The organism is Pseudoalteromonas sp. NZS127_1 (genome assembly GCF_015864295.1).
Lineage (GTDB): Bacteria > Pseudomonadota > Gammaproteobacteria > Enterobacterales > Alteromonadaceae > Pseudoalteromonas > Pseudoalteromonas arctica.
Map to the genome: position 1 here is coordinate 13,886 of NZ_JADYXO010000019.1, position 25,032 is coordinate 38,917.

At 38.9% G+C, this 25,032-nt stretch carries 26 protein-coding genes; 21 read left to right on the forward strand and 5 right to left on the reverse strand.

The annotated features are described in order from the left end of the window. Positions 1 to 307 precede the first annotated feature (307 nt). On the forward strand, positions 308 to 688 hold the full coding sequence (locus I6F50_RS15590) for a hypothetical protein (RefSeq protein WP_008138697.1): 381 nt from the start codon (positions 308 to 310) through the stop codon (positions 686 to 688). Here I6F50_RS15590 and I6F50_RS15595 read toward each other — a convergent pair whose 3' ends face one another. Further along, on the reverse strand, positions 689 to 1,129 hold the full coding sequence (locus tag I6F50_RS15595; RefSeq protein ID WP_007584940.1) for a PaaI family thioesterase: 441 nt from the start codon (positions 1,127 to 1,129) through the stop codon (positions 689 to 691). A 167-nt stretch (positions 1,130 to 1,296) separates the two neighbouring features. Here I6F50_RS15595 and lexA point away from each other — a divergent pair, with 167 nt between their 5' ends. The 5 genes from lexA (at position 1,297) to I6F50_RS15620 (ending at position 6,607) form a co-directional block, all read left to right on the forward strand. Next, on the forward strand, positions 1,297 to 1,914 hold the full coding sequence (lexA, locus tag I6F50_RS15600; RefSeq protein WP_007584941.1) for a transcriptional repressor LexA: 618 nt from the start codon (positions 1,297 to 1,299) through the stop codon (positions 1,912 to 1,914). Between the two features lie 517 nt (positions 1,915 to 2,431). Further along, on the forward strand, positions 2,432 to 3,574 hold the full coding sequence (gene coxB, locus I6F50_RS15605; RefSeq protein ID WP_024594300.1) for a cytochrome c oxidase subunit II: 1,143 nt from the start codon (positions 2,432 to 2,434) through the stop codon (positions 3,572 to 3,574). Next, positions 3,574 to 5,166 (forward strand): cytochrome c oxidase subunit I, encoded by a 1,593-nt coding sequence (gene ctaD / locus I6F50_RS15610; protein WP_165729067.1) that lies wholly within the window; start codon positions 3,574 to 3,576, stop codon positions 5,164 to 5,166. Before coxB ends, ctaD begins: the two co-directional genes overlap by 1 nt. Beyond that, complete coding sequence (locus I6F50_RS15615) at positions 5,166 to 5,696, forward strand: cytochrome c oxidase assembly protein (protein ID WP_002959612.1); 531 nt, start codon at positions 5,166 to 5,168, stop codon at positions 5,694 to 5,696. Before ctaD ends, I6F50_RS15615 begins: the two co-directional genes overlap by 1 nt. 35 nt (positions 5,697 to 5,731) lie before the next feature. Continuing rightward, positions 5,732 to 6,607, forward strand: coding sequence for a cytochrome c oxidase subunit 3 (locus I6F50_RS15620; protein ID WP_024594298.1), 876 nt, complete (start codon positions 5,732 to 5,734; stop codon positions 6,605 to 6,607). On the opposite strand, the gene I6F50_RS20500 is transcribed toward I6F50_RS15620, so the two are convergent. After that, positions 6,510 to 6,818: a DUF2909 family protein gene (locus I6F50_RS20500; RefSeq protein WP_076916441.1), complete on the reverse strand. Its 309-nt coding sequence runs from the start codon at positions 6,816 to 6,818 to the stop codon at positions 6,510 to 6,512. The two genes, I6F50_RS15620 and I6F50_RS20500, sit on opposite strands and share 98 nt — an antisense overlap. A gap of 14 nt (positions 6,819 to 6,832) precedes the next feature. Between I6F50_RS20500 and I6F50_RS15630 the strand changes: the two genes are divergently transcribed. The 13 genes from I6F50_RS15630 to I6F50_RS15690 all read left to right on the forward strand — a co-directional run bounded on the left by I6F50_RS15630 (position 6,833) and on the right by I6F50_RS15690 (position 18,913). Beyond that, positions 6,833 to 7,573: an SURF1 family protein gene (locus I6F50_RS15630; protein WP_165741167.1), complete on the forward strand. Its 741-nt coding sequence runs from the start codon at positions 6,833 to 6,835 to the stop codon at positions 7,571 to 7,573. Further along, on the forward strand, positions 7,563 to 8,057 hold the full coding sequence (locus tag I6F50_RS15635) for a hypothetical protein (RefSeq protein WP_007584950.1): 495 nt from the start codon (positions 7,563 to 7,565) through the stop codon (positions 8,055 to 8,057). Before I6F50_RS15630 ends, I6F50_RS15635 begins: the two co-directional genes overlap by 11 nt. Positions 8,058 to 8,085: 28 nt before the next feature. After that, entirely contained in the window at positions 8,086 to 9,075 is a 990-nt protein-coding gene (locus I6F50_RS15640) for a heme A synthase (protein ID WP_007584952.1), read from the forward strand. A gap of 12 nt (positions 9,076 to 9,087) precedes the next feature. Then, positions 9,088 to 10,017, forward strand: coding sequence for a heme o synthase (cyoE, locus tag I6F50_RS15645; RefSeq protein ID WP_002959598.1), 930 nt, complete (start codon positions 9,088 to 9,090; stop codon positions 10,015 to 10,017). After that, on the forward strand, positions 10,014 to 10,631 hold the full coding sequence (locus I6F50_RS15650; protein ID WP_165729070.1) for an SCO family protein: 618 nt from the start codon (positions 10,014 to 10,016) through the stop codon (positions 10,629 to 10,631). Before cyoE ends, I6F50_RS15650 begins: the two co-directional genes overlap by 4 nt. Before the next feature lie 152 nt (positions 10,632 to 10,783). Continuing rightward, positions 10,784 to 11,056, forward strand: coding sequence for an STAS domain-containing protein (locus I6F50_RS15655; RefSeq protein WP_002959595.1), 273 nt, complete (start codon positions 10,784 to 10,786; stop codon positions 11,054 to 11,056). 8 nt (positions 11,057 to 11,064) lie between these two features. Next, positions 11,065 to 11,427 (forward strand): response regulator, encoded by a 363-nt coding sequence (locus tag I6F50_RS15660; RefSeq protein WP_007584956.1) that lies wholly within the window; start codon positions 11,065 to 11,067, stop codon positions 11,425 to 11,427. Between the two features lie 10 nt (positions 11,428 to 11,437). Then, positions 11,438 to 13,528, forward strand: a complete 2,091-nt coding sequence (locus tag I6F50_RS15665) for a chemotaxis protein CheA (protein WP_197176661.1) — start codon at positions 11,438 to 11,440, stop codon at positions 13,526 to 13,528. Continuing rightward, a complete protein-coding gene (locus I6F50_RS15670; protein ID WP_007584959.1) occupies positions 13,525 to 14,010 on the forward strand; it encodes a chemotaxis protein CheW in 486 nt (161 codons plus the stop codon). The genes I6F50_RS15665 and I6F50_RS15670 overlap by 4 nt, the downstream gene beginning before the upstream one ends. 45 nt (positions 14,011 to 14,055) lie before the next feature. Beyond that, a complete protein-coding gene (locus tag I6F50_RS15675) occupies positions 14,056 to 16,362 on the forward strand; it encodes a methyl-accepting chemotaxis protein (RefSeq protein ID WP_197176663.1) in 2,307 nt (768 codons plus the stop codon). A gap of 79 nt (positions 16,363 to 16,441) precedes the next feature. Continuing rightward, on the forward strand, positions 16,442 to 17,272 hold the full coding sequence (locus I6F50_RS15680) for a protein-glutamate O-methyltransferase CheR (RefSeq protein WP_165740890.1): 831 nt from the start codon (positions 16,442 to 16,444) through the stop codon (positions 17,270 to 17,272). Next, on the forward strand, positions 17,256 to 17,873 hold the full coding sequence (gene cheD, locus I6F50_RS15685; protein ID WP_007584962.1) for a chemoreceptor glutamine deamidase CheD: 618 nt from the start codon (positions 17,256 to 17,258) through the stop codon (positions 17,871 to 17,873). Before I6F50_RS15680 ends, cheD begins: the two co-directional genes overlap by 17 nt. 8 nt (positions 17,874 to 17,881) lie before the next feature. Continuing rightward, a complete protein-coding gene (locus I6F50_RS15690; RefSeq protein WP_165740891.1) occupies positions 17,882 to 18,913 on the forward strand; it encodes a chemotaxis response regulator protein-glutamate methylesterase in 1,032 nt (343 codons plus the stop codon). Here the strand turns inward: I6F50_RS15690 and I6F50_RS15695 are convergent. Beyond that, entirely contained in the window at positions 18,903 to 19,940 is a 1,038-nt protein-coding gene (locus I6F50_RS15695) for a polysaccharide deacetylase family protein (protein WP_165729074.1), read from the reverse strand. The genes I6F50_RS15690 and I6F50_RS15695 overlap by 11 nt on opposite strands. A gap of 42 nt (positions 19,941 to 19,982) precedes the next feature. On the opposite strand from I6F50_RS15695, the gene I6F50_RS15700 reads away from it, so the two are divergent. Then, a complete protein-coding gene (locus tag I6F50_RS15700; protein WP_024591683.1) occupies positions 19,983 to 21,254 on the forward strand; it encodes an MATE family efflux transporter in 1,272 nt (423 codons plus the stop codon). 176 nt (positions 21,255 to 21,430) lie between these two features. Here I6F50_RS15700 and I6F50_RS15705 read toward each other — a convergent pair whose 3' ends face one another. Then, positions 21,431 to 21,700 (reverse strand): hypothetical protein, encoded by a 270-nt coding sequence (locus I6F50_RS15705; RefSeq protein ID WP_002959572.1) that lies wholly within the window; start codon positions 21,698 to 21,700, stop codon positions 21,431 to 21,433. Positions 21,701 to 21,709: 9 nt separating this feature from the next. Beyond that, positions 21,710 to 22,285, reverse strand: coding sequence for a Fe-S biogenesis protein NfuA (nfuA, locus tag I6F50_RS15710; protein ID WP_007584966.1), 576 nt, complete (start codon positions 22,283 to 22,285; stop codon positions 21,710 to 21,712). Between the two features lie 146 nt (positions 22,286 to 22,431). Here nfuA and I6F50_RS15715 point away from each other — a divergent pair, with 146 nt between their 5' ends. Continuing rightward, entirely contained in the window at positions 22,432 to 24,981 is a 2,550-nt protein-coding gene (locus tag I6F50_RS15715; RefSeq protein WP_165739369.1) for a M14 family zinc carboxypeptidase, read from the forward strand. Positions 24,982 to 25,032: the final 51 nt, after the last annotated feature.

Genomic DNA, 25,032 nt, shown 5'->3' on the forward strand with positions numbered 1-25,032 from the left:
GTCTTATTATTTTTAGAGGCTAGTTTATTACATTAATGGGATTAGTTACTGCGACATTTTGTCGCAGTTTAAACTATAGCTTACTGTAATCATTTAAAAATAAAAAAGATTACACTTAAATTGCTAACATGACTTATTTGTTTAATTGAGCTGAGTGTTTGATATCCAGCTAGCTTTAAACGCTAAAAAATACTTAAAAGCTGCGAAATATCTATATAAAGTGGTTAATAGAGCATAGTTGATTTGGTATAACGGTAAAACTGCGTTAAAGTTTGCAATGAAATTATTAGAGGATAAATACGAAACGATGTCGGAAATTCAATTTTTAAATGTAGATCTTGAGCTTGAATCAAAGCAAGATATTAGTTTGCTAGTGGCAGACTTGAAAAAAGTCGCGACGATTTTACATTATGACAAAGACGAATACCGTCAATTAGCGCGTATTGAAGCAACAGGTGTAGTAAACACGCCTGACAAAGCAATAAACCATATATGTGAGCTTATTGAATCGTGTTCGCGTAACGCGCTAAAGCAATGGTTAAGCTGTTCACGTAGAACGTTTGATATTGGTTTTGAATCAGGCACTTCCCCTAAGTGCTTTAATCAAGCCTTAGATGCAGATACATTACTACGTATATCTGCGATTGGTGCGGGTATGGAAATTACAATTTACCCAATCGAAAAGTAACTATCTTCGCTCTACGACTGCTGCGGTCATTTTTGATACGCAGCACAGCTCATTGCGGCTATTTGTAATTTTTATTTCCCACACTGAACTACGTTTGCCAATATGAAACGCTCTTGCCGTTGCTGTTAAAGTGCCGTTGCGAGATGCTTTTAAATGACTTGCGCTAATTTCCTGCCCCACGCAGTAAAATTTTGTAAAATCGACAACAAAGTTAGCTGCATAGCTGGCAACTGTTTCGGCAAGTACAACGTTAGCACCGCCGTGAACCATTCCCATTGGGTTATGATGCTCAGGAATTGCCGGCATAGTGGCTACTAAGTAATCATCACCAATTTCAGTGACTTCTATTCCCATGGTTTTCATTAATGTTCCTTGGCCATCAATGCCTTGTTCTAACTGCTTGCACAGCTCTAAAGTGATGGGCTGGTACCAAATACTCATAATGACTCCTTTGCTTTTTTAATCATTTATAAACCTAGCGTTAGTTATATCCCTAAAATGTACACAAGTGAAATTACTTTGGCTATTTTAAGGCTTAATTTAAATTTGCGATTTTTATTTAACTGTATATACTCACAGTTAAATGTACTGTATGGAAAACCAGTTGTATGCGACCATTAACGAACCGCCAAGCTCAAATACTCGAACTAATTAAAGTTTTTATTAAAGACACTGGTATGCCTCCTACACGTGCTGAAATAGCGCAAACATTAGGTTTTAAAAGTGCCAATGCTGCTGAAGAACATTTAAAAGCACTTGCTAAAAAAGGCGCAATTAAAATGAAACCAGGTGCAAGCCGTGGTATTCAGTTAATTGAAGAAGAAGAGCCAGAACAATTAGGTTTACCGCTTATAGGGCGTGTTGCTGCTGGTTCACCTATTTTGGCGCAAGAGCACGTTGAAAGTCACTGCAAAATCGATCCATTAATGTTTAAACCGGCTGCAGATTTTTTACTACGCGTTAACGGTATGAGCATGAAAGATATTGGTATTATGGATGGTGATTTACTTGCTGTACATCGTACTCAAACCGCTGAAAACGGGCAAGTTGTTGTTGCCCGCCTAGACGAAGACGTAACTGTAAAACGTCTTGAGAAAGCGGGTCGTAAAGTATTACTTCATGCTGAAAACGACGATTTTGAATCTATTGAAGTAGATCTTGAGAATGAGTCTTTTAATATTGAAGGCTTAGCCGTTGGCGTTATAAGAAACGCTGATTGGATGTGACTTTAAAAATAGCTTTTAAACAAGCAGTTTTATAAATGCGTACTAATTAGTACGCATTTTCTGTTTTAAATTCGCACTAATTAGTACGCATTTTCTGTTTTAAATTCGCACTAAAAATAGGGCATAAATAGCTCACTGACAATTTAAGCTGTAAACTTTTTTGCACTTATATTTTCCCCCTCCGAATGCGTTAAACCCCTTTGTTTTGCTCATCTTTTGAACTTCCTGTTACCTAGTTGGTTACTGATTTTTTATTAATTACTCAATATCACCTGATTGTTTTTTATACTAAAACTTGCTTGTTGTTCATTTTTTAGCTAATTATTAATGTGCTGAGCTAATAATAACTCACAGCTTTTTAGTTTTGAGAACACACAATATACACAAACCCGTTGTTGGCGCAGCAAAACCAATCAATATTAAATGAGATTGACTAAAAAAATAAAAATAACGAATTGGCGTTTAAGCCGTATGCCTCTTCGCTTTGCATTCGCAATAGCATCAAAGGAGCCGTCACATGGGTAAACTGACCTCTACCTTGTGGCTTATATTATGTGTTTTTTCGCACCCAGTTTTGGCTAACAGCCAATACAATATGCGCAAAGGCGTAACCGATATAAGCAATAATGTATATCAGCTGCACATGACCATATTTATAATATGTTGTGTGATTGGGGTGATAGTGTTCGCAATTATGTTTTGGGCACTTATTCATCACCGTAAATCTAAAGGGGCTGTACCTGCCCAATTTCACGAAAGCACTAAAGTAGAAATACTTTGGACTGCAATCCCGTTTGTTATTTTAATTGCTATGGCAGTACCAGCCACTAAAACCCTAATTGCAATGGAAGATGCCAGCAAAGCTGATCTCACTATTAAAATTACAGGCTCGCAATGGAAATGGCATTATGAATATATGGGTGAAGATGTAGAGTTCTACTCTATTTTATCTACCCCGCAAGATGAAATAGCGAATCTTGCAGATAAAAATCCTAACTACTTACTTGAGGTTGATAAACCTCTCGTACTGCCAATAAATCAAAAAGTACGATTTTTAATGACTTCTGACGATGTTATTCACTCTTGGTGGGTACCTGATTTTGCAGTTAAAAAAGATGCGAATCCCGGCTTTATAAACGAAACATGGACGAACATAAACGAAGAAGGTACTTACCGAGGCCAATGTGCTGAGTTGTGTGGTAAAGATCATGGCTTTATGCCCGTTGTGGTGGTCGCTAAATCTGAGGCTGATTTTAAAACGTGGCTTGCAGATGCAAAGCAAGCTAAACAAAAAGCAGCATTAGCAGATGCCGCATTACTTGATAAAACCCTCCCAAAAGAAGAATTAATGACTTTAGGCGAACAAGTATATATGGCCAATTGTGCTGCATGTCATCAGCCTACTGGCATGGGGTTACCGGGTGTATTTCCTGCACTTAAAGGCAGCCCTATAGTGCTTGGCGATATAAAAGATCACATTGATGTAGTTATCCATGGGCGACCCGGTACGGCAATGCAAGCATTTGCCAAACAGTTATCTATAAAGCAATTAGCAGCGGTTATTACTTATAAACGTAATGCGTGGGGTAATGATACGGGTGATGTTATTCAACCGAGTCAAATACAGGCAGCACTTGATGCCAAAGTGGAGGCGAACTAATGAGTAGCATAGTAGAACAATCTAACGCCAATGAAGCTCATCATGCTCATCACCCAGCTAAAGGTTTTAAACGCTGGCTTTACACAACTAATCATAAAGATATAGGTAGTTTATATTTAATTTTTTCGCTGACCATGTTCTTAATTGGTGGTGGAATGGCCATGGTGATCAGAGCTGAATTATTTCAACCAGGTTTACAGTTGGTCGATCCTCACTTTTTTAATCAAATGACCACAGTGCATGGTTTAATTATGGTGTTTGGTGCGGTTATGCCGGCCTTTACAGGCCTTGCTAACTGGATGATACCACTCATGATTGGCGCGCCAGATATGGCATTGCCAAGAATGAATAACTGGAGCTTTTGGATTTTACCGTTTGCGTTTTTAATCCTATTGGCATCGTTATTTATGCCTGGTGGGGGTCCTGCATTTGGTTGGACTTTTTATGCACCACTGTCTACAACATACAGTAATGATAATACTGCATTGTTTGTATTTGCCGTACATATTATGGGGATTAGTTCAATAATGGGCGCAATCAATGTGATTGTAACCATAGTGAACTTACGTGCCCCAGGCATGACATGGATGAAGTTGCCCTTATTTGTATGGACGTGGTTAATTACTGCCTTTTTATTAATAGCGGTAATGCCAGTGCTTGCAGGAGCTGTCACTATGGTACTTACCGATAAGTATTTTGCGACCAGCTTTTTTGATGCCGCAGGCGGTGGCGACCCGGTGATGTTCCAACACATTTTTTGGTTTTTTGGTCATCCCGAAGTATACATAATGATTCTTCCTGCCTTTGGCATTATATCTACAATAGTACCTACCTTTTCTCGTAAAAAACTTTTTGGCTATGCCTCAATGGTATACGCCACATCCTCCATAGCACTATTGAGCTTTATTGTATGGGCTCATCATATGTTTACCACTGGGATGCCGGTCGCTGGCGAGTTGTTTTTTATGTACGCGACCATGCTTATATCGGTACCTACAGGAGTAAAAGTATTTAATTGGGTTGCCACAATGTGGAAAGGCTCAATAACTTTTGAAGTGCCAATGCTTTTTAGTATTGCGTTTATTGTGCTGTTTACCTTAGGTGGCTTTTCGGGTTTGATGCTGGCAATTACACCTGCTGACTTTCAGTACCACGATACTTATTTTGTAGTGGCGCATTTTCATTATGTATTAGTAACAGGGGCTGTGTTTTCGATAATGGCAGGTGCTTATTATTGGCTACCCAAATGGACAGGCAACATGTTTAATATCACGCTAGCTAAATGGCATTTTTGGCTATCGCTGGTGAGTGTGAACGTACTGTTTTTTCCTATGCATTTTGTAGGGCTTGCCGGTATGCCGCGTCGAATTCCCGATTATGCACTTCAATTTGCCGACTTTAACGCAATCATAAGTATTGGTGGATTTGCCTTTGGTTTATCGCAATTGTTGTTTGTAGCTGTGGTAATTAAATGCGCGCGTGGCGGTGATAAAGTGCCTGCAAAAGTATGGGAAGGGGCAGAAGGGCTTGAGTGGGAAGTTGACTCTCCAGCGCCATATCATACTTTTTCTACGCCGCCGGTAATTAAGTAATGACACACGCACCGCTACTCAAACGTTTGGTACTTATTTGCATAGGCATGTTTGCCTTTGCCTTTGCTTTAGTACCTTTGTATGACGTGTTTTGTGATGTAACAGGGCTTAATGGAAAACCTTCGCTTGAGCAAGCAGAGCAAAGTACACAAATAGTACAAAACCGAGAAGTCGGCGTTAGCTTTACTACTCACGCACAAAGTGGTGCACCGTTTGAAGTTAAATCAAAAGAATACAGTGTAGTGGTAAAACCCGGTGCAATGCGTGAAGTAATGTTTAGTGCTAAAAATAACAGCAACCTAGATAAAGTAATGCAGGCTGTACCATCAGTCTCGCCAGGTAAAGCGGCAAAGTATTTACACAAAATAGCCTGTTTTTGCTTTGATCAGCAACCTCTAAAAGCAGGGGAAGAACTTGAATTTAAATTACTTTTTTATGTTGATACCGCACTGCCGAGCGATATTGAAGAATTAACTTTATCTTATACCGTATTTGATATTAGTGAACAGCTGGTGGCAAGTAACAACTAGCTTTTTAAACTAGTGTGAAACTAGGAGTAAATAAAATGAATCAAGAATATGAGCATTATTACGTACCTGAGCAAAGCCCATGGCCTATTGTAGGTGCTGTTGCATTGTTTTTTATTGCAGTAGGGGCAGGCTTGACTGTTATGAGTGTAGGTAAAGAAGGTGGTAGCGGGGTTTATCTGCTTTATGCCGGTATTGCTGTACTTGTGTATATGTTGTTTAGCTGGTTTAAAAATGTAATTAATGAATCGGACCAAGGTTTGTACTCAGCACAAATGGATCGCTCTTTTAGACAAGGTATGAGCTGGTTTATTTTTTCTGAAGTTATGTTTTTTATGGCCTTTTTTGGTGCGCTTTTTTATGCACGCGTATTGTCGGTACCTTGGCTTGGAGGCGCAGGCAATAATGCAATGACTAACGAGGTTTTATGGCCAACTTTCGAAGCTGTTTGGCCGCTAGTTTCAACACCTGCTGGTGAAACTACTCAAGCTATGGGCTGGCAAGGCTTACCGCTTATAAATACCTTAATACTGCTTACTTCCTCAGTTACTTTACATTTTGCCCACGTAGCGATGGAAAACAATAAACGCACTCCACTTAAAGTTTTTTTAGGCGCTACTATTTTATTGGGCGTTTGCTTTTTAGGGCTGCAAGTTGAGGAGTACATGCATGCATATAATGACCTTAACCTAACGCTAGATGCGGGCATTTACGGTAATACGTTCTTTTTATTGACTGGTTTTCATGGCATGCATGTAACGTTAGGAACCGTACTTTTATTTGTAATATTTTTACGGATATTAAAAGGGCACTTTACTAAAGATAAGCATTTTGCTTTTCAAGCAGCTGCTTGGTATTGGCACTTTGTTGATGTGGTGTGGCTGTGTTTGTTTGTATTTGTATATGTGCTGTAGCGTTTATTGGCGAATTATTTGCTTTAATAAAACCAAGTTTAAGCGCTGCAATAACAACAACTAAAACAACGACCGAAAACAATACGCGACGACCTAAAAAGTGAGACATAGGTCGTCCCCCAGTTTTCCCTGACACCATAATAAACAATGCTCTAAATAAGTTAAAAAGTATAAATATTAACAACAGTACGATAATAATTTTAATAATCACTGAGTTGACCCTTTATGCAGTTAGTTTTATGGCACAAACAAAAGCTTAGTTCACTAATCACACTTTGTATGGTTGTGGTTGTTGTACTTGTGTGTGTGCGACTAGGATTTTGGCAGTTGGAGCGGGGTGAGCAAAAACAGCAGCAACTAACCGCTATTGCTAAGCAACAGACTCGTGGTGTGATGAGTTGGTCTCAATTACATAACCTGCCTGATAGCTGGAACAAAACAGGTGTATTGGTTGAGTTAAAAGGGCGGTTTGTACAAAACCAATATTGGCTTTTAGATAATCAAGTTTATAACGGACAAGTAGGGTACGACCTACTTGCTTTACTAAAGCCAGCCAGCGAAGAAAAAGTGATTTTAGTTAATTTAGGATGGGTAAAAGCGCCTATATCTAGAGATACACTGCCAAAGGTTACTCTGCCTACAGGTGTTTTTATTCTTAAAGCGCAAATAAAAGAAAATAACCTAAGTAGCTTTACGCTTGAAGATAAAACTATAAATAACGACTTACCTACAAGAATCCAATCTATCGACTTGAATATGCTGAACACTCAAAGCCAGCAATCATTAATTAATTTTATGGCTTACAGACAAGGTACTGGTGATGAGATTGCAACACCTCATTATGAGGCAGTTGTTATGAGCCCTCAAAAGCATAATGCCTACGCTGTGCAATGGTTTTTAATTGCTATTGCATGTGCTGTTGTGGCTATTTTTGCGAGTAAAAAAAGGACACATAATGAAAAATAACCCCCTTGTGTTGTTTGTGGGCTGCTGCGCTATCCCATTAATTTTGGCATATGGCGCATTAAAGTTTGATTGGTTGCCTACTGCAATTACTAATAATGGCGAGTTTTTAAGCCAAGAAATAAAACTTAAAAATTGGCCGCAAAATAATCCCAAGCAATGGACTATCGCACTTAATTATTCAAACGAATGTAACACCCCATGCAGCGAACAACTCAATGCACTTAATAATTTATATGTGGCACTTGGTAAAAACCAAGGCAAGGTTGATATGGCTGTAATGGGAAGTCCCGACAATAAAAACCTACCATGGAAAATTATTACCGAGCAACAGAGTTTAAATCCTGCAAGTTTGTATTTGATTGATCATATGGGGTTAGTGGTACTTGAATATCCCTTTAAGGTCGAGCCACAAGAAAACCGTTTAGTACAAAAAGGGTTATTAAAAGATCTAAAAAAATTACTTAACTATTCTCGTTCTAGCTAACTAAGTTGAGCTTAAGTTGGAGTATCTGATGTATAAAAATTATAAAAACTTAGTATTAATAACAGGATTACTCGCTTTGATTGTAGTTGCTTTAGGTGCGTACACCCGCTTAAGTGATGCAGGTTTAGGGTGCCCCGATTGGCCTGGTTGTTATGGTTTTTTAACGGTACCTAAGCATGAGGCTGACATAGCCTTAGCAACTCAAAGCTACCCCGATATGATGTTCGAAACCGCAAAAGCGTGGAAAGAAATGATTCATCGCTACTTTGCAGGTGCTTTAGGCTTACTTATTTTAGGTTTATTTGTGTTGGCTTTTTTAAAACGCCAATATCCAACTACGCCAGTTAAATTGCCTTTGGCTTTACTTCTACTAGTGGTGTTTCAGGCTGCTCTTGGTATGTGGACAGTAACCATGAACCTTCAGCCGCTTATTGTAATGGGCCACTTATTAGGTGGCTTTAGTATTTTGTCACTTATAACGCTTTTATATTTACGGCTAACCGCAAAACCTATTATGGGTGGCGATAGCGGCGCAAAACGCTATTTCGGTTTAAGTTTAGTAGCGCTCAGTGTATTAATTATCCAAATTGCACTTGGTGGTTGGCTGGCTGCAAATTACGCCGCTCCACATTGTAGTGGTTTGCCATTGTGTAATTACGCACAACCGTTTTCATTGAGTAGCGTATTTCAATTACCACTTGAGCACAGTAATTATGAGTTTGGTGTGTTATCGCAGCAAGCGCGTATGTCTATTCATTTATTACATCGCATTTGGGCACTCGTTACTTGCATTGTTCTGGCGTTAATTATGTGGAAAATATACAGCCAAGCGTACTCTAAAAAAATTAAAAATTGCGTTGTGAGTGTATTACTTGTTCTGCTTTGCCAAATTAGCTTAGGGCTTATTTTAGTACATTGGCATATTCCGTTGGGAGTTGCACTGGCGCATAACTTGATGGCAGCCATACTGTTATTAAGCATGGTTAGGTTGTGTTATTACCTAAAATCACGCACATAAAGGGGAAATATGATGGCACTTATAATTGATAAAAAAATACTGCTACCCGTTAATACTCAATCGCTAATTTCGCGTACTCATAGTTTGCTGCAAGACTACTTAGCAATTAGTAAATTTAAAGTGGTAGCCATGCTGGTGCTAACAGCTTGGGTTGGTTTAGCGCTGGCTCCCGATGTAGGGCGCGGTATGGTCGTACAGTTTATTAGCTTGTTAGGTATAGGGCTACTTTCTGCTGCTGCAGCGGTTATTAATCATGTGGTTGATAGCGAGATAGACTCAAAAATGGCGCGGACTCGTCATCGCCCTGTGGCTAAAGGGCGTTTAAGTAAAACACATGCGCTTAGTTTTGCAGCTGTTATTGGGGTTGCGGGTTTTATTATGCTGATGGTGTGGGCTAATACCTTAACCGCTATATTAACGTTATTTGCATTGGTAGGTTATGCATTTGTTTATACATCATTTTTAAAGCGTGCAACGCCGCAAAATATTGTTATAGGTGGGTTGGCTGGCGCAATGCCTCCATTATTAGGTTGGGTGTCAGAAACAAACCAAATGGCAGCAGCCCCTTGGTTACTCGTAATGATAATATTTACCTGGACCCCACCACACTTTTGGGCGCTGGCTATAGCACGAAAAAGTGATTATGAACGCGCTAAAATCCCTATGTTACCAGTAACCCATGGTATCGATTTTTGTAAAACGTGCGTCGTTGCTTACTCTGTTTTACTCGCTGTTGTTTGCGTATTACCTTATTTAATCGGTATGTCTGGATTAATCTATTTGATAGGTGCATGTGTATTAAATGCCGTGTTTATATATAAGGCGGTCAATTTAAAAATTGCTGGAAATGATGAGACTGCAATGGACTTATTTCGTTTTTCGATTATTCATTTAATGGTACTCTTTGTAATCTTATTTATAGATAAATGGCTCCCTTTATGAAGCAGTTATGGCTTGGATTAATTGTTATTTTAGTTTCGTTTTTATCAGCATGTTCAAATGAAAATAGTCCACCAGATGTAGATGCATTAGTTTACGAAAATGCAAAGCCACTGTCTGATTTTACGCTAAACGATCAGCGCGGTGAATTAGTGACTAAGCAACAATTTGTAGGACAGTGGAATTTAGTATTTTTAGGCTATACAAGCTGTCCAGATATTTGTCCATTAACACTTGCTAAGTTAAATGCTGTTTATAAAAACTTACAAGCAGATTATCCGCTGCAAATTTGGTTTTTATCGGTCGATCCAAAACGCGATACACCAGCTAAACGAAAGCAATATATAGATTACTTTAACCCAGACTTTTTAGCTGTATCAGGGGAACATAAACACCTTTTTCCTGTTGTTCGAGAGCTTGGTTTAATTTACGCCATTAGCGATAGTAGTGAATCAGAATATGCTGTTGATCATAGTGCCTCGGTCGCTATGGTTGATCAAAATGGAGCCGTTAGAGCTATTTTTAAACCAGAATTTAAACAAGGTAGTGTGCCATTAATTAATGCGACGACTTTAACCGAAGAGTTTAAAAAAATAGCTGATTACTATAAAAACTAGTTTTTTACTTTTTACCAATTTTAAAGGAGCTTTAGGCTCCTTTTTTTGTATTTTAACGACAGGTTAAATTTAATTAAGCATTTTATGGCAATTTTAATAACTAGGGCTAAGCTTTTGTTATGAATTGAATTGACAGGGAATGCACTTACTAAATGCTAAAACTTCCGAGCGAACTTGCTATTACGCAAGTTGAAACACTACATCAAGACTTACTACACGAACTCAATAGCAACGATGATATCTGTCTTGATATTAACGATGTGATTTCTGCTGATACTGCCTCAATTCAACTTTTATGCGCCTTACAAAAACACCTACTTACTATACAGCACAAAATAATATGGGTAGGCAGTAGCGAGGCCTTAACGCATACAATTAATAAACTTGGCTTAAGCCAATACTTAACAACCGAAAGTAAAAGTTAGGGGTATATATGAAAAGAATTTTAGCGGTTGATGATTCAGCATCGATGCGTCAAATGGTGAGCTTTACATTAAAAACTGCCGGGTTTGATGTAACCGAAGCTAAAGATGGCAGTGAAGCTCTCGCTATTGCCAAGCAACAAGATTTTGATGCCGTGATCTCAGATGTAAACATGCCAATAATGGATGGAATTACATTAATACGAGAGCTGCGTACTTTACCGAGTTATAAATTTACACCATTACTAATGCTTACTACAGAGTCGGGCTTAGAAAAAAAGATAGAGGGTAAAGCTGCTGGTGCAACAGGCTGGATTGTAAAACCATTTAATCCCGATCAGCTACTAGCGGTAATTAAAAAAGTTATTCGCTAAGGAGCGCAGTGTGAGTATAGATTTAAGTCAATTTTTTGAAGTTTTCTTTGAAGAGAGTTTTGAAGGCCTAGATACCATGGAGGCTGAGCTATTAAACTTAGTGCCAGGTGAGGAAGATTTAGAAACTATCAACACTATTTTTAGAGCTGCTCACTCAATAAAAGGAGGCAGTGGCACTTTTGGCTTTAGCTCCGTTGCTGACTTTACTCATGTACTTGAAACACTACTGGATCAAATTCGCCAAGGTGAACGAGAGCTTAGTACCGAGCATGTCAATTTATTACTCAAAGCTGTGGATTGCTTGCGCGCTTTACTTGCTGCACTTCAAGGTGAGCAAGAGCCAGATTTAACTGAGGCAGATTTGTTAAAAGTACAATTTGAACATGTACTTGGAATGAAAAACGAAACACAAGAGAATAAACCTCAAAGCTGTGAAGAGCAAACAAGTAGTAACACCTATCAAATAGACTTTAAACCCCATCATCATTTATTTAAAACAGGAAACGAGCCACTGTATATGATCAGTGAGCTTGAAGAGCTAGGTGAGTTAGAAACCACAGTATTTTACGATGAAGTTCCAGAAATCACCGATTTAAGTAGTGATGAATGCTTTTTACATTGGCGCATTTTTTTAGATACTAGCCATGATGAAAAAGCCATAAAAGAAGTATTTGAATGGGTAGAAGACGATGCCGACATAAAAATTGAATTATGCGGAGGCTTATTTGGCAATGATGAGCAAATACAACCTAATCAAGGTGAGATATCTAAAGCTGTTGAGCTTGAAACATCCGATTTAATAAAAGTAGCTGAGCTACCTAGTAAGCCAAAGCAACCCGCTGCTAATAAAGATAAAAAACCTGCAAGTATACCAGAGTCTACCTCCATTCGAGTTGGTATTGATAAAGTTGATTCGTTAATAAATATGGTAGGTGAACTTGTTATTACACAAGCGATGCTCAATCAGCTTAGCGAACAAGAAATCACACCAGCCACAATCACTTTACTACAAGAAGGTCTAGCGCAACTTGCCCATAATACGCGTGATTTACAAGAAAATGTGATGCGCATTCGTATGCTGCCAATAAACTTTGTATTTAGTCGTTTTCCTCGATTAGTGCGAGATATAGCGCAAAAACTAAATAAGCAAGTTGAGCTAAAGTTGATTGGAGAGCAAACCGAGCTTGATAAAACAGTAATGGAAAAAATATCCGATCCTATGGTGCATTTAGTGAGGAACTCACTTGATCATGGATTAGAAACTGTTGAGCAAAGACTGGCGGCAGGTAAAGATCCCGTTGGCACAGTAACCTTAAATGCATTTCATCAGGGTGGAAACATTGTTATTGAAATAATGGATGATGGGCAGGGGTTAAATACAAAAAAAATAAAAGAAAAAGCCATCACTAACGAATTAATCTCAGCTGATAACCATCTCAGTGACGATGAAATAAATGAGCTTATTTTTATGCCCGGCTTTTCGACAGTAGATGAGGTAAGTGACTTATCTGGTCGTGGAGTTGGGATGGATGTAGTTAAGCGAAATATTCAATCATTAAATGGCTCAGTAGAAGTAACCTCAGCGGCCGGTGTTGGTTCTACGTTTACTATTAGATTACCACTTACTCTCGCTATTTTAGATGGGCAATTAGTTAAGGTGGCTCAGCATACTTATATTATCCCGCTCATTTCTATTGTGGAATCTCTGCAAATTGATATTGCTAAAGTGAGTCGAGTGGGTAAAAGCCTTGATGTATTGAGGCTTCGGGACGAATACATTCCTATTTTAAGGCTCTACGATATTTTTAATCATAAAAATGCCATTGAATCACTCGATAAAACGCTGCTTGTTGTTGTAGAAACAGATAACCAAAAGGTGGGTTTATTAGTTGATGATTTACTGTCTCAACAACAGGTTGTTATTAAAAGTTTAGAGGCAAACTACCATAAGGTGGATGGCGTATCGGGAGCCACTATTTTAGGCGATGGGCGTGTATCGCTGATTGTGGACATTAGCGGCTTAATAAAGCTCTCAGGTTTAAAAAAACCAGGTAGCCAAGAATTAACGATTGAAACGCAAGCCACTTTGGAGGCGTTATGAGCTCAGAGCAAAGCCAGTTAAGTAATCAATTAAATCTTCAGCAACAGCAAGGTGTAAAACAGTTTTTAACTTTTATTATGGCTGATGAAGAATACGGCGTTGATATTTTAACAGTACAAGAAATTCGCAGTTGGGAAGAAATTACAGTACTGCCCAATGCGCCTGAATTTGTAAAAGGCGTTATTAATTTACGTGGAACAATAGTGCCAATTATTGATTTACGGTTGCGCTTTGGATTACCAAGTGTCGACTATGGGCCATTAACGGTGGTTATCGTTGTTAAAATAGAATTTGAACTAGGTAGTAAAATTATAGGTGTTGCTGTTGATGCCGTTTCTGATGTTTACAGTATTGCGGAGCAAGATGCGAAAGCGGTTCCTAGTTTATCTGAGTCGAATAATTGTGAATATGTAGCTGGGTTGGTGAATGTTGGTGAAAAAATGGTAGCGCTAATTGACCTGCAAAAAACAATGAATATTTAGCAAATAGAAACTAAATGAATAATAAACTTAAAGGTGGTGATGAGCATGGGATGGTTTAGTAATCCAAAGCAGTCAAAATCAAGTAATGATTTAATTGTAGACGCATTGAATAAATCATTAGCGGTGATTGAGTTTGAACCTAACGGAAAAATAATTACTGCAAATATGAATTTTCTAAACGCGATGGGCTATCGCCTTGAAGAGGTTCAAGGCCAGCATCACTCTATGTTTGTTGACCCAGATGAAGCTCAGGGCAACGATTATAAGAACTTTTGGCAACGCCTGCGTAATGGCGAGTTTATCTCAGATGAGTTTAAGCGTAATGCAAAAGGTGGAGCTGAGGTATGGATCCAAGCAACTTATAACCCAATTGTTGATGAGCAAGGGCAAGTATTAAAAGTAGTTAAGTTTGCCACCGACGTGACCGAGCAAAAGTTAATAGCAGCAGAAGCTTCAGGGCAAATTAGTGCTATAAGTAAATCTCAAGCGGTTATCGAGTTTAATTTAGATGGCACTATTATTGATGCCAATGATAACTTTTTAAATGCACTTGGTTATCAACTTAGCGAGATTAAAGGTCAGCACCATAGGCTTTTTATTGAACCCGAACATGCAAATAGTATCGAATATAAAGAATTTTGGGCCAAACTAGGTCATGGTGAATTTGATTCAGGGGAATATTTAAGAATAGGGAAGCAGGGTCAGGAGGTTTGGATTCAAGCATCTTATAACCCAATTTATGATATGAACGGCAAGCCGTTTAAAGTGATTAAATACGCATCTGATATTACTGAACAAAAAGAGCTTGAAAAAGCATCTCGCAAAGCAGCCGATTTAGCAAATGCGCTTAAAGTTTGCCAAGCGAACGTAATGATTGCTGATGAAGACCTTAATATAGTATTTGTGAACGATCGTGTTCAGCAAATGCTAAAAGTCCGCGAAAAAGAATTACAAACTGTATTACCAAGCTTTTCTGTTGATAATTTAATTGGCACCTGTGTTGATGATTTTCATAAGCACCCTAATCATCAGCGCGATTTATTAAAAAATCTCGATAAGCCTCATAAAGCCGAATTACTTTTAGCGGGTGTCACTTTCACCTTGATTGCTTCACCTTGGATTAGCCAAGATGGAAAGCATTTAGGCACCATTGTTGAGTGGGAAGATAGGACCAATGAGGTTGCGCTTGAAAAAGAAATAGCCGAACTTATTAGCGCTGCTGGTAATGGCGAATTAGATATAAGAGTCGCGGAAGAAGGCAAGGAAGGATTCTTTTTACGTTTGGCTCAAGGGCTAAATAGCTTAGTTAAAATAGTTGATGATGCAGTTGCTGACACGGGCAGTATGCTCGATGCGATGGCAAATGGTGATTTATCAAAACGAGTTGAAAAAGAATATAAAGGCTCATTTGATAAACTCAAACGCGATGCTAATGCTACGGCAGATAAGTTAACGGAAGTGATTAATCGCATTAATTCATCGGCAACGCTTGTAGCCAGTGGTGCAGAGGAAATCTCTCAAGGTAATGCTGATTTAAGCCAACGTACAGAAGAGCAAGCCTCGTCACTTGAAGAAACAGCGTCGAGCATGGAAGAGATGACTAGCACCGTTCGCCAAAATGCTGATAACGCAAAAGTGGCAAACGATTTAGCAGAAGAAACATGCGAAAAGGCGATTCAAGGTGGTGAGGTTGTAAATAGAGCAGTTACGAGCATGTCGGCAATTAATGAGTCGAGCAAGAAAATTGCAGATATTATTGGTGTCATTGACGAAATAGCATTTCAAACTAACTTATTAGCGCTTAATGCTGCAGTAGAGGCTGCAAGGGCTGGTGAACAAGGTCGAGGCTTTGCGGTTGTTGCAGGTGAAGTTCGTAATTTAGCACAGCGCTCTGCAGGCGCAGCGAAAGAAATTAAAGAGTTAATAAGAGATAGTGTAGGCAAAGTAGCTGATGGCTCTCAATTAGTTAATGAGTCGGGCGCTACACTTAAAGAGATTGTTGTATCGGTACAAAGAGTGACGCAAATGATTTCTGATATTACAGAGGCATCTGAGGAACAAAGTGCGGGTATTGAACAAGTTAATACCGCCATCTCACAGATGGACGAAATGACGCAACAAAATGCCGCCTTAGTAGAGCAAGCCTCTGCCGCTGGCGAGTCTATGGCTGAGCAAGCTAATGAGATGCGCCAACTACTCAACTTTTTCTCAATAGGTCAGCAAGAGATGGCGATGATTTCGCCGACTATGCGCACACCTAAATTATCTCATAAGTCGCAAAGCAGTTTTGTAAGTAATAAACCCAAAGGCGATAACTTTGTAGACTCTGCTGATGAATGGGAAGAATTTTAACAACCAATCTTCTTATATACCTCGCTGAATACATAATCACAGCGAGGTATTATTTGGCAGGCTAAATTGAGAGCGAACAATGAAAGAGTTTTTGTGTACCGACCGCGACTTTAAAGAAATTGCCAGTTTAGTTTATAGCGCATGTGGAATTGTATTAGGTGAGCATAAGCGAGAGATGGTTTATTCACGCTTAGCAAGACGTATTAGAGAGCGAAAACTAACTGACTTTAAAGCCTATTTAGAGTATTTAAATAGCCATAAAGATCAGGAGTTTGATGCCTTTATTAATGCAATAACAACTAACTTAACGTCTTTTTTTCGTGAAATACACCACTTTGAATTTATAGAATCTGAGCTTGTACCTGCTCTCTTAAAGGCAAATAAAAATAGTAAGCGAGTAAGAATCTGGTCTGCAGGTTGCTCAACAGGAGAAGAGCCCTACAGTTTGGCGATGACTTTAAATAATGCATTTCCGAGCAATTGGGATGTAAAAATACTAGCAACCGATTTAGATTCTAATGTATTGGCAAAAGCACAAAAGGGTATTTACACCGCAGCGAATGTTAACGGCTTAGATGACGTGCAACTTAAGCGTTGGTTTTTAAAAAGTAAAGACGGTGAAAACTATAAAGTTAAAGATAGGCTAAAAGAGTCTATTTCATTCAAGCGTTTAAACTTATTGCAAGATTGGCCAATGAAAGGATCATTTGATCTTATTTTATGTCGTAATGTTGTTATTTACTTTGATAAAGAAACAAAAGATCAGCTTTTTAAGCGTTACGCCAATATATTAAATGAACAAGGTTATTTGTTTTTAGGTCACTCAGAAAGTATGGGAAAAGAGCATACGCAATTTAAAAATTTAGGGAAAACTATGTACCAAAAGGGACAAAATGCACGCAGAGTTTAGGCCGGTATTACCTAACTTTGAACATATTAAACGATATTGGGACTCGGGCCGAGGTAGCGTTGTTGCTAAAGTGCTTCCGGGTGAGTTTTATGTTTCTAAAAATAATGAGCTGATCTCTACAGTTCTGGGTTCGTGTATTGCGGCTTGTGTTTACGATGAAGTACTAGGGATTGGGGGCATGAATCACTTTATGTTACCAATTCAAAAGGGAGTAGAACTTAAGAATGCGCATAGTTTAAGTTGTCGGTATGGCAATTGGGCTATGGAGTATCTTATAAACGAAGTTTTAAAAAATGGTGCATCTCGCCGTAACCTAAAAGTAAAACTTTTTGGTGGGGGTAAAATTATTAGTGCGATGACTGATATAGGGCTGGGTAATATTAGTTTTGCAGCGGCGTATATTAAAGAAGAGGCATTAAATCTAGTTGCCCACGATATGGGTGGACCATGGCCACGAAAAATATTTTTTCATCCGAACACCGGTAAAGTTCATATGAAAAAACTTAAAAACCTACATAATAATACGATTGAAAAACGCGAAGTCCGTTACTTACAAAACCTTAAAAAGCAAGAAGTAGTAACTGATATAGAGCTGTTTTAGGAGTATGCATGATTAAAGTATTAATAATTGACGACTCCCCCTTAATTAGGCGTTTACTCACTGAAATATTACAGCAAGCTAAAGATATTACGGTAGTGGGGAGCGCTGAGGATCCCTACGAAGCTCGCGAAATGATAAAAAAGTTAAATCCTGATGTATTAACGCTCGACGTAGAAATGCCAAAAATGGATGGCATTAGTTTTTTAAAAAACTTAATGCGATTAAGACCAATGCCAGTAGTGATGATTTCAACACTGACCCAAAAAGGCTCTCCTATTACACTCGAGGCACTCGAATTAGGGGCTGTTGATTTTATAGCTAAGCCTACTAATAACGTAAGAGAGCAATTGAGCCAATATGCATCACTTGTTCAACAAAAGGTGCGAATAGCTGCTGGAGCAAGAGTAAGAAGCTATAAAAAAACGGTCGTCACAAATGAGCCTATTAATACCCATTCTCAATTTTTACTTAATAAAGTAATTGCGATAGGTGCTTCAACGGGTGGTACTGAGGCTATCAAAGAAGTACTTATTAAAATGCCACAAAATTGCCCGCCCATTGTAATTACTCAGCATATTCCTCCTGTGTTTAGCGCCTCATTTGCTGAGCGAATGAATCGTACATGCACGATAAATGTGAAAGAGGCTGAACATGGCGATAAGCTTAGCACTGGCTGGGCTTATATAGCACCAGGTGGTTTTCATTTAAGTATTAAAAAGCGAGGTGTTAGCTTGTATTGCCAGCTTGATGATGGCGAGCCGGTTAACAGACATAAACCTGCGGTAGATGTGCTGTTTAACTCATTAGTTGAGACAGGAGCTAAAAACGTAGTTGCAGCCATACTAACAGGGATGGGGAGTGATGGCGCAAAAGGATTACTTGCACTAAAACAAAACGGTGCGTATACCTTGGCTCAAGATGAGTACTCATCGGTGGTATGGGGTATGCCTAAGGCTGCCGCTGAGTTAAATGCAACGGACGAGATAGTTGCGCTGGATAAAATAACCCAGCGACTATTACATCAGGCAGTTAAGGTTTAGGCGCTTCAATTACCCAAGGCTGCGAAAACCAAAAATAATCACCAGGGCTAGAAATAGAAGGGGCCGTACAATTAAAACGAGATCGCCCTTTATTAAGCACCTTTGGTGAGGTTATTTCGACTGTATTTTTATTTACCCATTTTAAATCTGCTTGGCCTACGCTTGATACGTAACAGGCAAATTGGCTTTTATGAAAGTCACCCATTTTAAATTCAATTGTGAGCGTGGGTGGATTTTGTTGTGTAACGCTATCTTGATAAGTTAAATTGGTGATATTAAATGCGCGTGAGTTAAGCTTAGTAATAAGAGTTTCTAGTTTGCTGTAAAAGCCTGATGCAGGAAAACGCGGTAAGCGGCTAAAATTAGAGTCTTTATTTACAGCGCCGGAGTGCTGACCAATACCCACAAAACCAAGCTCTGTCACAAGTGCTTGCAGCTCGTTATTAAACTCACCATACGGGTATGCTAAGTATTTATAGTCGTGGCCTATTTCTTCTTTTATACGCTTTTGAGAGCTAATAATATCTTGCTTAATACGTGATTGCCATTGTGCATCGGTTTCGTTTTCAAGCTTAAGGTGTAAGTAATCATGTTGTCCGCTATGATTGGCTATTAATGCCCCTTTTTTAGATAATTCTTTGAGCTTATCCCACCCCATTACGTAGCTCATGCTCTCGTCTATTAATTTAGGATTTACAAAGATAGTGTACGGGTAGCCAAACTTTTCTAAAATAGGCGCGGCTTGTTCATAGTTATTGTTATAACCATCATCAAAGGTGATGGCGACAGTTTTATCAGGTAAGGTTTCACCTTGCTGAAGTGCGCTTATTAACTCATTAAGAGGAATAACGTTAAAGTTGTGCTCTTTTAAATAGCTCAAATGTTTAGTGAATGTATTGGCGCTAACGCTCGTTACAGCGGGTAGGGTTTCACTAACATGATGATACTGTAAAATAACGGCTGCTTGAGCCCGCACAGATACACTAATGAGGATAAATAATACTAAATGAAACAATTTCTTATACATAATAAGGCACACCATAAAAGCTTGCTGTTGTTAGCGGGTCCGATGATACTATCAAATATCACAGTGCCGTTGTTAGGAATTGTTGATACCGCTGTAATTGGGCACTTAGGAAGCGCTCATTACTTAGCGGGTATTGCCCTTGGCTCTGCAGTTATATCTATTTTATTTTGGCTGGCTGGTTTTTTAAGAATGAGCACCACGGGGCTCGTGGCACAAGCATATGGAAAAAACGATTTAACCCAACTTGCCGCTCTACTTAAACGAAGCTTATTGCTTGCAAGCGCAGTGGCTGTGCTATTAATTGTGTTATCCCCATTAATAAAGCACGCTATTGCTTACCTCTCCGCCGCCAATAGCGATGTACTTATCCAAGCGTATCAGTATTTTAGCATTCGTATTTTTAGTGCTCCAGCAGCATTGTGTAATTTAGTGTTACTGGGTTGGATGCTTGGTGTGCATTATGGTCGAGGCCCATTTTATTTATTACTCGTCACTAATATCGTTAATATAGTACTCGATATTTATTTTGTTGTTTATTTAGATTGGGCAGTTGCAGGCGCTGCGTGGGCTTCACTTATTGCTGATTATACGGCTTTAGTATTTGCACTGTTTTTAGTGGTTAAACTAGCTAAAAAACAAGACATTGATCTAAATGTACCGAATTGGTTGAGTATTAGCAAAATGGCTGAATTATTGAGTTTGAATAGAGATATATTTATTCGCTCTTTAATACTGCAATTATGCTTTAGTTTTATGACGTTTTACGCAGCGCGTATAGGCGAAACCACATTAGCTGCTAATGCTGTTTTACTTAACTTTCTAATGTTGGTGAGTTTTGCTCTTGATGGCGTTGCTTACGCGTCTGAGGCAAAAGTAGGGCAAGCTAAAGGCCAAGGAAGCGTTAAAAATATAGAGCTTTGGGTTAAAATAAGTGTATTTTGGGGCATGCTTTTTGGCGTCTTATATAGCGCTTTTTTTGCATTATTCGGCAGCGGTATAATCAAGCTTTTAACCAATGTGCCAGAGGTTATTCAAGAGGCAACACACTATTTACCATGGCTAATAGTGTTGCCTATTTTGGCCATGAGTTGCTTTTTGTTTGATGGTGTTTTTGTAGGGCTTACGCGAGCAAAGAACATGCGTAACAGTATGATACTTTCAGCTGGAGTTGGCTTTTTTGGTGTGTTTTGGGTGTTTATAGACTTGCAAAATAACGGGTTATGGCTGGCTATGAGCTGTTTTATGTTAATGCGCGGGGTTACATTAATAATTAAATATCACCACTTAAAAATAAATAATCAGCTACTGGATTAAACTAATACTAATCTGCTTATATATGGGGTCTATTTAACGATAAGGAAATTGCGCTAGAACTAGGCAAAAATTTTTGTATCTAGTTGTTCTAAATAAAAAATTTTTAACAACGTTATAGAGTGATTTAATTCGATAAATTGCCCAAATATATATGGAGGTTGGTATAAATAAATGGTTTATTTCCAGAGATCGGGGTCGTGGTGTTTAGGGCCCATATCTTTTAAAACTTGTGAAAAACGATTAGCAAAAATACCGCAGTAGCCCCAACCGGCAAAAAATAATGCGGGGAGTAAAATTATAACGCCAATTATTTGTAAGCTGTAGTGAGTGTAATACCCAATAGATATGAATATCACGGCTAGCACAAACAGTGCTAAGCCGCGAAAAAAGCGCTTTAAGCTCAGCTTAGGGTTGCTCCCTAAGCGATAAATAAGCTGCTTTAGCATTTAGAAGGCCTAATAGTAAGAGTGATCGCCCGCTTCGTGCTCTGTTATATCAGCAACACCGGTGATTTCTTCAAACTTAGCTATCATTTCTTTTTCAATGCCTTCTTTTAGCGTTACATCGATCATAGAACAACCGTTACAACCACCACCAAACTGAAGTATAGCAATACCTGCAGCTGTAATTTCAACAAGGCTTACTTGGCCACCGTGGTTAGCAAGTTGTGGATTTACTTCGGTTTCTAGCATGTGCTGTACACGTTCGTTTAACGATGCATCGTTACCTATTTTACGCGCCTTTGCATTTGGTGCTTTTAGCGTTAACTGAGTACCCATTTTGTCGGTAACAAAATCGATTTCAGCTTCTTCTAAAAATGGAGCACTTTCAGCATCTACAACGGCATCAAAACCGTTAAAGTTTAGGCGAATATCGCTCGCTTCTACAGCGTCTTCTGGACAATAAGACACACCACATTCCGCTTGTGATGAACCAGGGTTTACAACAAACACACGAATATTGGTTTGTTGTGATTGATCTGCTAATAGTTTAGCAAAATGCGCTTGCGCTGTTTCGGAAATAGAAATCATAAAACCATCTATACTTGACTAAATTACTCGGATACTGCGTATCATACTCCGCTCATCGTGTTGCGGCTAGTGTTGAGCGTAAAAAGTTGGCATCTATTTTAAGCAATGGTAGCGTGCAAACAACGAACATTTTTTGAGTGATTTATATGCGTTTGGTATTAACATTAATGGTGGTGTTGCTTAGCTTTTCAAGTGTAGCTAAGCCACTTTCGTATTATTTTGAACAAGATGTAAAATTTGACCCTTCAATTCCTACTCCTGAGCAAGTACTCGGTTATGAAGTAGGAGAGTGGCACGTGAGACACGATCAGCTCGTACGTTATATGGAAATACTTGCTGATAAAAGCGACCGTATAAATTTTGAGGTGATTGGCCGCACGCATGAACAACGCCCGTTAGTAATGCTAACAATTACTGCTGCTGATAAGTTATCAAGCATAGAGCAGACACGCCAAGCTCACTTAGCACACTTAAGTAATAACAGTAGTAAAGCACAAGACGATCCTGCCGTTGTATGGATGGGTTATAGCGTTCATGGTAATGAGTCATCAGGTAGTAACTCATCATTGCTGGTGGCTTATTATTTAGCTGCTGCACAAGGTACTGAAATAGATGAGCTATTAAATAACACGGTTATTTTACTCGACCCTTCACTTAATCCTGACGGGCTTGCTCGTTTTGCTAATTGGGCCAACAGTAACCGAGGCATGAATTTATCAAGTGACCCTAAAACCCGTGAGCATGTTGAAAACTGGCCTAGCAGCCGTACTAACCACTATTGGTTTGATTTAAATCGCGATTGGCTACTGCTACAGCATCCTGAATCGCGTGCACGTATTGCTAAATTTCATCAGTGGAAACCAAATATTTTAACTGACTTTCATGAGATGGGTCCAAACAGCAGTTACTTTTTTCAACCAGGTATTCCAAGTCGTAAGCACCCTATAACACCTGATGAAAATGTTACCTTAACAAAGACAATTGCCAACTATCATGCAAAAACCTTAGATGAAAACAATGCACTTTATTTTACAGAAGAAAGCTTTGACGATTTTTACTATGGGAAAGGCTCAACTTACCCAGATGTAAATGGCGGCATAGGCATTTTATTTGAACAAGCAAGTTCTCGCGGACATATTCAAGACACCATAAATGGACCTTTGAGCTTTCCTTTCACTATTAAAAATCAACTGTTAACGAGTTTATCTACCTTTAAGGCAGCAGTTGATAACCGCCAAGCATTACTTGATTACCAGGCTAAGTTTTACAATCAAGCTACTGATTTAGCCAGCGATGAAAGCTTTGAAGGTTATGTTGTTGAAGGTGCAAGCGACAACACCCGTATTATGCACTTTTTAGAATTGTTAAAGCAGCATCAAATTAACGCTTACCCACTTACTAAATCATTAAAAGCAGATGGTAAGAATTTCAGTACACATAGCTATTTTGTACCATTAGCACAACCACAATATCGTTTGGTAAAAGCGATTTTTAGTGAGCAAAAAAACTTTGCCGATAATACTTTTTACGATGTATCTGGCTGGACATTAGCGCATGCGTTTAATTTGCCATTTTCTAAAGTTAAAAGTAGTTGGGGATTAAAGGTTGCTGATAAAGCATGGGAAAAAGTAGCAACCCCATCATTTTCTTCACTCACCGAAGGTTACGCATTTGGTTTTTCGTGGGATGATTATTTAGCACCTAAAATGTTAAATAGCTTATTACAGCAAGGTATAAAAGCACGTGTAGCGCTAAAAGCATTAACGGCTAAATCAACATCAGGAGAAATTAATTTTAAACCTGGAAGTATTATTATACCGGCTGGACTACAAACAAATACAGATTGGATTACCTTGCTAAATAAAGCACAAAATGAGTTTGGTATTGCAATCAAACCTATTACATCAGGTTTAACAAGCAAAGGAGCCGATTTAGGGTCGCGATCAATGGCGGTTGTTAGTGCTCCAAAAGCACTGCTTATTGGCGGGCAAGGCGCAAGCCAGTACGAAGTCGGCGAAGTGTGGTATTACCTAGATCGCTTTGTAGGTGTTGCACCAACAATTGTTGAAATGAATCGCTTTAGTTCACTCGAGTTAAGTGACTACAGTCATATTGTGCTTGCTCATGGCAATTACAATAGCTTATCTGATGCCGACAAAGTGGCTATTAAAAGCTGGGTAAGAAAAGGCGGCGTTATTTGGGGTCACAAAGGCGGCGCTAAATTTTTAGCTGATCAGCAATTACTCAAAGCAAGCTATCTATCACGACAAGATGTAGCAAGTGCATTTAAAACGACAGATTTAAGTTATGGCGATAAAGATCATTTAGCAGGACGTCAACGCATTGCAGGTGCTATTTTTAATACTAATGTAGATTTAACTCATCCGCTTACATTTTCACTTAAGCGTAATACATTGCCCGTATTCAAAAACAGTACTTGGTTGCTAGAAGCTTCCGATGCTCCGTTCGTAAATGTACTTACCTACACTAAAAATCCATTATTGGCAGGCTTTACCGATGCCGTTAATGTTGAGCAAGTTGCTGGCGGCGCAGGCTTAATTGCTCACTCATACGGACGAGGTACAGTAATAGGCATGACCGATGACCCTGTATTTAGAGGTTACTGGTATGGGACTAGTCGACTACTAAGCAACGCTTTATTTTTTGGCCATACGTTTCGTGCAAATGGCGAATAATACTAATTCGCTTAAATTAAGTGATCTATTTTGAGGATGGAAAAACGTGTT